General features: G+C 52.4%; 4 protein-coding genes and 2 tRNA genes. 5 read left to right on the top strand and 1 reads right to left on the bottom strand.

The window, feature by feature from the left end; translation table 11 throughout:
• Positions 1 to 816: 816 nt before the first annotated feature.
• The 5 genes from AB1690_02735 (at position 817) to AB1690_02715 (ending at position 4144) form a co-directional block, all read left to right on the top strand.
• A tRNA-Thr gene (locus tag AB1690_02735) sits at positions 817 to 889 on the top strand.
• 87 nt (positions 890 to 976) lie between these two features.
• Positions 977 to 1058: transfer RNA gene (locus AB1690_02730), tRNA-Tyr, on the top strand.
• 842 nt (positions 1059 to 1900) lie between these two features.
• A complete protein-coding gene (locus AB1690_02725; protein ID MEW6014217.1) occupies positions 1901 to 2497 on the top strand; it encodes a dihydrofolate reductase family protein in 597 nt (198 codons plus the stop codon).
• A 45-nt stretch (positions 2498 to 2542) separates the two neighbouring features.
• Entirely contained in the window at positions 2543 to 3103 is a 561-nt protein-coding gene (locus tag AB1690_02720; GenBank protein MEW6014216.1) for a dihydrofolate reductase family protein, read from the top strand.
• 471 nt (positions 3104 to 3574) lie between these two features.
• Positions 3575 to 4144 carry a hypothetical protein gene (locus tag AB1690_02715; protein MEW6014215.1) on the top strand — a complete coding sequence of 190 codons (570 nt, stop codon included), beginning with the start codon at positions 3575 to 3577 and terminating at the stop codon, positions 4142 to 4144.
• A 426-nt stretch (positions 4145 to 4570) separates the two neighbouring features.
• Here AB1690_02715 and AB1690_02710 read toward each other — a convergent pair whose 3' ends face one another.
• The gene (locus AB1690_02710; GenBank protein MEW6014214.1) at positions 4571 to 6223 is read right to left on the bottom strand and encodes a SpoIIE family protein phosphatase; all 1653 of its coding nucleotides are present in this window, start codon (positions 6221 to 6223) and stop codon (positions 4571 to 4573) included.
• Positions 6224 to 6494: the final 271 nt, after the last annotated feature.

The raw sequence follows: 6494 nt of genomic DNA, 5'->3' as shown, positions 1-6494 counted from the left end.
AACCGCAGAAACCTTAAAATCCCCGTCATACTGACGACGCTTCTCCAACATCGTGAACACCTCCTTAAAATCAAATATACATCAGACCTTATTTCAGTGTCCACTCTTTCGGGGGAAGCTCAAACCCTTGCGGTTTCGACAATAACATTCCGTAGGGGCGAACCCGCGCGTTCGCCCATTGTCGAATTCAAGGTCGCGGCAGCAGCCATTGTGCCTTCCCAGAAAGTTGCGTCAGTTCTTAAGCCCGACTCCGGTCGGGGTGAGAACTGACGCCTCTTCAAAGGTTGCTCTCTCGTAGGTTGAAACCCTTGCGGTTTCGACTATGACATTATTGCAACAGCAATAATGTTACAAATTCTGATTTCGTGGCTGCCAGTCGCGCTACATCAGGTATCTCATATGTGCAACGAAGCAATCTTCCGTAGGGGCGAACCCGCGCGTTCGCCCACTGTCGAATTCAAGGTCGCGGCAGCAGCCATTGTGCCTTTCCAAAAAGTTGCGTCAGTTCCTAAGCCCGACTCTGGTCGGGCTGAGAACTGACGCCTTTTCAAAGGTTGCTCTCTCGTTGGTTGAAACCCTTGCGGTTTCGACTATAACATTATTGCATCAGCAATAATGTTATAAATTCTGATTTCGTGCCTGGCAGACCTTCAGATCGCCGGTAAATCACTGTCGAGCGAGGCGGAGGGATGACAACCTCGTCTTCCCACCATGCCCACAGCCCGCCGCGTCTCCCTGTTAATTTTCTTGACATCCGTCCCGATAATCATAGATTATCCCCGTTCCCCCGCCGTTGCGGGGGACAAGTTTTATGACGCCGGCGTAACTCAGTTGGTAGAGTAGCTGATTTGTAATCAGCCAGTCGGGGGTTCGAGTCCCTTCGCCGGCTAATTTGTCGAGGGACTCAGGCCGACTGCTCGCCCGCCGCAGGCGGGTCGATTGAATATGATATACCGCCAGATGGCGGTCCGACATTGGAGGGGTTCCCGAGCGGCCAAAGGGAACAGACTGTAAATCTGTCGGCGAAGCCTTCGGAGGTTCGAATCCTCCCCCCTCCATTAATAACTTTATCGTCAATGCGCATTCCTTTAATCTTATCTATGAAATCCCCCTTCGTGCCGCACCTTACAGATTCATCTTTCGAATATTCATCAGCAGTGGGGCACGACCCCTCTTGTCCGTCGACCGCCGAAGGCGGGTCGCCTCGCGCCAATTCTCAGTGGTTGCGCCAGCAGGCAGGTCAAAATCCCCCCGAGTTACATGTCCTTCCCGTGTGATGAGTGGGGATTTTGACAATCATCCGTAGGGGCGAACCCGCGCGTTCGCCCACTGTCGAATTCAAGGTCGCGGCAGCAGCCATTGTGCCTTCCCAAAACGTTGCGTCAGTTCCTAAGCCCGACTCCTGTCGGGGTGAGAACTGACGCCTATTTAAAGGTTTCCCTCTCGCGGGTCCAAACCCTTGCGGTTTTGATTATAGCATTATTGCATCAGCAATAATGTTATAAATTCTGTCAAGCGGCTTGGGGTTTTGACGATCTCTATTTTCAAGCGCCGTCAGGTGTCCCACCTGACGGAATAAAGATACCAGTTTCTGGATTCCCCCGCCACGGCGGGCAGGCGTCTTCACGGGAATGACAATAAAGGATAATTCATATCCTTTCACGTTGCGGCAGGTCTGCTATCTATTAAGTCAAGCCATTTTGGTTTTTATAGGAATCTGTCAATCTCGACTTGGTCGGCCTGCCCGCCGTGGCGGGGGACCAGGTCGTAGGTCGTCCCGACTCAAAGGCGGGATCATGGTTGCGCCATGCTCATCTTCCTCGTCATTGCCAGTCGCATCAATATTGACTCTCTTCTTCAATAAACAATCCGTATCACTAAATAGGTATTTGCCGAGGCTATGAGAAAAATAATCGTTATATCAATGATTACTTTGGATGGCGTTATGCAGTCCCCTGGTGGACCCAGGGAAGATACATCAGGCCGTTTCAAATATGGCGGTTGGACTACATCGTATGGTGACGAAGTTGGCGGCAAGCTCGTTCATAAACAGATGCAGCAACCTGTGGATTACCTCTTGGGCAGAAAGACATTTGATATTTGGGCCCCCTATTGGCCCAAACATGCTGACATTTGGCCTCGCATAAATCAGGGCGCAAAATACGTTGTCTCGCGGACCAGGAAAAAATCAGGTTGGAAGAATTCCGTATTCATCAGAAGCGTGGCCGATATCAAGAAACTTAAAGAGTCACAAGGTCCTGACATTCACGTTTGGGGCAGTGGTAAGCTCATTCAGACACTACTCAAAAATGATTTAGTTGATGAACTCTGGCTCAAAATTTTCCCGTTGACTCTTGGTAAAGGAAAAAAGCTGTTCGATAATGGCACCGTTCCGGCAGCATTCACGCTAATGGAGAGTACGGTGACATCAAGCGGAGTGATCATTGCCAATTACAGACGAACAGGAACAGTCACGATAGGGGCTGTTAGAGCTTAACGCGCCTGACTGTGCCAGACGACCCATAGGAGGTACTCTTACAATATGCGACCCCTACGGTATTCCATCAATCTCACATTGGATGGCTGCTTCGACCATCGCGAAGGCATCGCGGATGAAGAGTTGCATCGACACGCGGCCGAAATCATCGAACAGGCCGATGCGCTTCTCTTTGGCCGGGTGACTTACGAAATGATGGAGGCAGCATGGCGGGTGCCGGCGCAGACAGGCGCAAGACCGGATTGGATGGAAGAGTGGATGCTGCCTTTTGCCCGGACTATCGACGCGGCGAAGAAGTATGTTGTGTCAAGCACCCTGAATCGGGTCGATTGGAACGCGGAACTCGTGCCTGGAGACCTGGGAAAAGCCGTCCGGCAGCTCAAGCAGGAGCCGGGCAAGGGACTATTCGTGGGAGGCGTAAAGCTCGCGCAATCGTTGACGGAACTGGGATTGATCGATGAATATGAGTTCATACTGCATCCCAGACTCGTGGGCCATGGACCGACGATATTCGCGGGGCTTGCGAAACATATCGACTTAAAGCTCGTGGGCCGGCTGGAATTCGGTTCCGGGGCGATGGCCATGCGGTATGTGCCGAAAAGGTAGCCGTAGGTCGGGTTCTACCGCGCCGTCAGGAGTCTCTCCTGACAGTCTTTCTTACCGCCCTTCTGAAGCAGAGCAGGTCAAAATCCCCCCGAGCCATGTGTGCATGCGTGGCGCGAGCGGGGGTTTTGACAATCTTCCGTAGCGGCGAACCTGCGCGTTCGCCCATTGTCGAATTCAAAGTCGCGGCAGCCGCCATTCTGCCTTCCCAAAACGTTGCGTCAGTTCCTAAGCCCGACTCCTGTCGGGCTGAGAACTGACGCCTCTTTAAAGGTTGCCCTCTCGCGGGTCCAAACCCTTGCGGTTTTGATTATAGCATTATTGCATCAGCAATAATGTTATAAATTCTGAAACCCTTTCCTAACACCTTTCATTTCCCGATCCGACAATACCGCCCCCGAACCTCGCCGCAAAATCGCCAACTCTTCGACGTTGATTTTCCGCCAAACCATAATATAGAAAGGAGTATACTCTATGCCCCTGTCCGCCAAAAAACTCGCTGCCCTGCGGCGCAACGCTCTCCGTTCCACCGGTCCCAAAACCCCGGAAGGCAAAAAAAAATCGAGCCGAAACGCCATTCGCCACGGTTTCTTCGCCCGGGACCTCATCGTAAACTGCCCCTATCTGAACGAATCACCTGCCGACTATGACCGCTATGATTCCGTAATTACGTCCCATCTCTGCCCCAATTCTCAAGCCCAGGAGCTCCTCGCGAAAAAACTCACCTTCTCCGTCTGGCGTCAGCAACGCCTTATCACGGCGTTCCTCTCGCACATCGAAGCCCGCGTCCATATTCTCTCCGAAAAACTGCCCCGCAATTCCCCTCTGAAAAAAACCTTCAAAGAGGCCGACCTCCCCTTCAACCTCTCATCCCTGCCCCCCCGGCTATTGTGCCGGCATCTTTCCCATATAGGCAGAATCTCCCTCTCTGATGACCCTCTGTCTCGGCGGCTCCTCAAATATCAGAAATCACTCGCGCGCGAAATCAGCCGCCTCCTGGACCTCTACTACACTTTGAAAAAAGACGAAGACAGAGACCGGTAAGCAATCGTTATTCTTCGATTCTAAAACGAATACGAACCTATAACGTTAAGATAGATAACAACTTAAATAATTGAAGATGCGCTTTGAAACCTCTATCCTCTCAGTTTCAACGCCAGTAGCGTAATCCAAGAAGTTGCGTCAGCGGAGTAGGTCAAAATCCCCCCGAGCCATGTGTGCATGCGTGGCGCGAGCGGGGGTTTTGACAATCATCCGTAGGGGCGAACCCGCGCGTTCGCCCACTATCGAATTCAAAGTCGCGGCAGCCGCCATTCTGTCTTCCCAAAGAGTTGCGTCAGTTCCTAAGCCCGACTCCTGTCGGGCTGAGAACTGACGCCGCCTGTCCGCGCCGCTCAGGACAAATTACTGCTGATATCTTCAACTTTGCGCCCCAATTCGGTCCCTTCCGCAAGGTTACGTCGATTGATTTTATGCCCGCCGCCGCAGAACCAGAAGCGTAATATCATCCGTCAATGGCGTATCCAGGATAAACTCCTCCACATTCCCGCGCACTGCGGCAATCACCTCCGCGGCTGAAAGGCAATGGCAGTTCGACAATGACTTCTGCAATCTCTCCTCTCCGTAAAACTCACTCTCCCGCTGCGCTTCCGTTAAGCCATCGGTGTAAATCAGAAGTAAGTCATCGGGCGCCAGCGCCACTGTCCTCTGCTCCCAAAAAACTCCGTCAAACGCCCCCATCATTATACCGGTCCCGTGCAGGGGAGAGCGCTCGCCATTCTGACGGCAGAAATAGGGAGGATTATGCCCGGCATTGATATATTCAAGGGTATGTCGCTCAGTATCGAGGATGCCTATAAACAGCGTCGCAAAATGGTCCTCGGCGCTATGCTTGCACAACTCCCGCGAGACTATCTCCACCGCCCGCGACAGTTCAAACTGCCGGTCGTAATACAGCACCCGGAAGGAGCCAAGAATATCCGACATCAGAAGCGCCGCTCCCATTCCCTTACCGCTGACATCGCCGACCATCAGGATTGTCCGTCCGTCGGCAAGCGCGGCGACATCATAAAAATCGCCCCCGACCAGCTGCGACTGTTTCTGATATGCGCAGACATCATATCCGGGAATTTCGGGAATCTTAGCCGGAAGGAGACTTGATTGTATCGATGATGCCCGCTCCAGCTCCGCTTCCATCAACCGACGCTGCTGCCGTTCCTCCAGGAGAGAATAGTTCAGCAGGCGCGAGGCAATCAGATTACCGAAAGTTGCCAGAAGACGCAGCGTATCTTCGCCGTACCGATGACGCGGGTTCCGCGTGTCGATATAAAGAACCCCCAGGATTTCCCCTTCGTCGAAAAGCGGCACCGCCGCCGCCGATTGCATACCGAGGCTGACTATCGACATCTGTTGGGCAAAGCGCGGCGCCTGTTGAATATCGTTGACCACTACCGAATTCTTGTTGGAAATAATGTCATGGATAAGCGTTTTCGACAGACTGAATGCGCAGAGATTTTTCCCTTCAACCGTCATCGCCGAGGCGCAGCAAACCCCCATATCGCTGCCGTCCTTAAGAAGTATGGCGTATCTCTCGGCTGGGAAAACGCGCGCCACCAGTTCCAGAGCATGGTCGAGAATCTCTTCTTTGGGACCCGGAAGCACCAGGATTTTCGCCATCTCGATGAGGGTATTCATCACTTCCGGGGCATCGGCAATCCGCGCCGGGAGTGGTTTGAGGGCTTCGTCTATGGGAAGAACACGGGACGTCTGCAGATTTGATTCGCCCGATGATAAACCGGCGCCCCGGTCTTCAGTTTTGTGTGGTACATCGGCCGCTTCCTGCACTGTGAAATCAACCGCTCCAAACGAGATGCGGTCGCCCGCTTTTATCGCAGTCGGCTTCGTCAGTTTTACGCTGTTGATAAAAGTGCCGTTGTGGCTGTTGGAATCAGTCAGGAGGAATTGACTGTTGCCATTGAGAATCTCGATGACGGCATGCTGTCTTGAGACCGACGGGTCCGGAATCACCAGATGGCACTCCTCGCTCCGTCCTATGATGTAACGGCCTGCGGCTAACTCCAGTGACAACTCTCTATCGCCGATTTTTCTTACCAGTTTCAGCACTAACTATTTCTTTCGGATTGACAGTTGATGTTTCTCAGAATTACGGATATTCCGGTCGTTAATTTGACTGAACGACCCTTAATGATAATTCTCTCTTCGCACAATATACGAAGTCTTATTGGACAGGGTCAAATCCTTTCCTTCCCCATAAAAAAACCCTCCCATTGCTGGGAGGGTTTGTGGTGTATTCCTGAAGTTTGGTTGAGTCGGGCGAGGAAGCCGTTACTTCAGGAGGACCATTTTCTTGGTAGCCGAGAAGGCGCCGGCTTCA

The organism is Candidatus Zixiibacteriota bacterium (assembly GCA_040753495.1).
Classification (GTDB): domain Bacteria; phylum Zixibacteria; class MSB-5A5; order GN15; family PGXB01; genus DYGG01.
This window is presented reverse-complemented; position numbering and strand designations above follow the sequence as displayed.

What these genes read in the sequence shown, in the direction of transcription:
- AB1690_02725 (MEW6014217.1), top strand. Translation starts at nt 1,901, where the DNA reads ATGAGAAAAATAATCGTTATATCAATGATTACTTTGGATGGCGTTATG.
- AB1690_02720 (MEW6014216.1), top strand. Translation starts at nt 2,543, where the DNA reads ATGCGACCCCTACGGTATTCCATCAATCTCACATTGGATGGCTGCTTC.
- AB1690_02715 (MEW6014215.1), top strand. Translation starts at nt 3,575, where the DNA reads ATGCCCCTGTCCGCCAAAAAACTCGCTGCCCTGCGGCGCAACGCTCTC.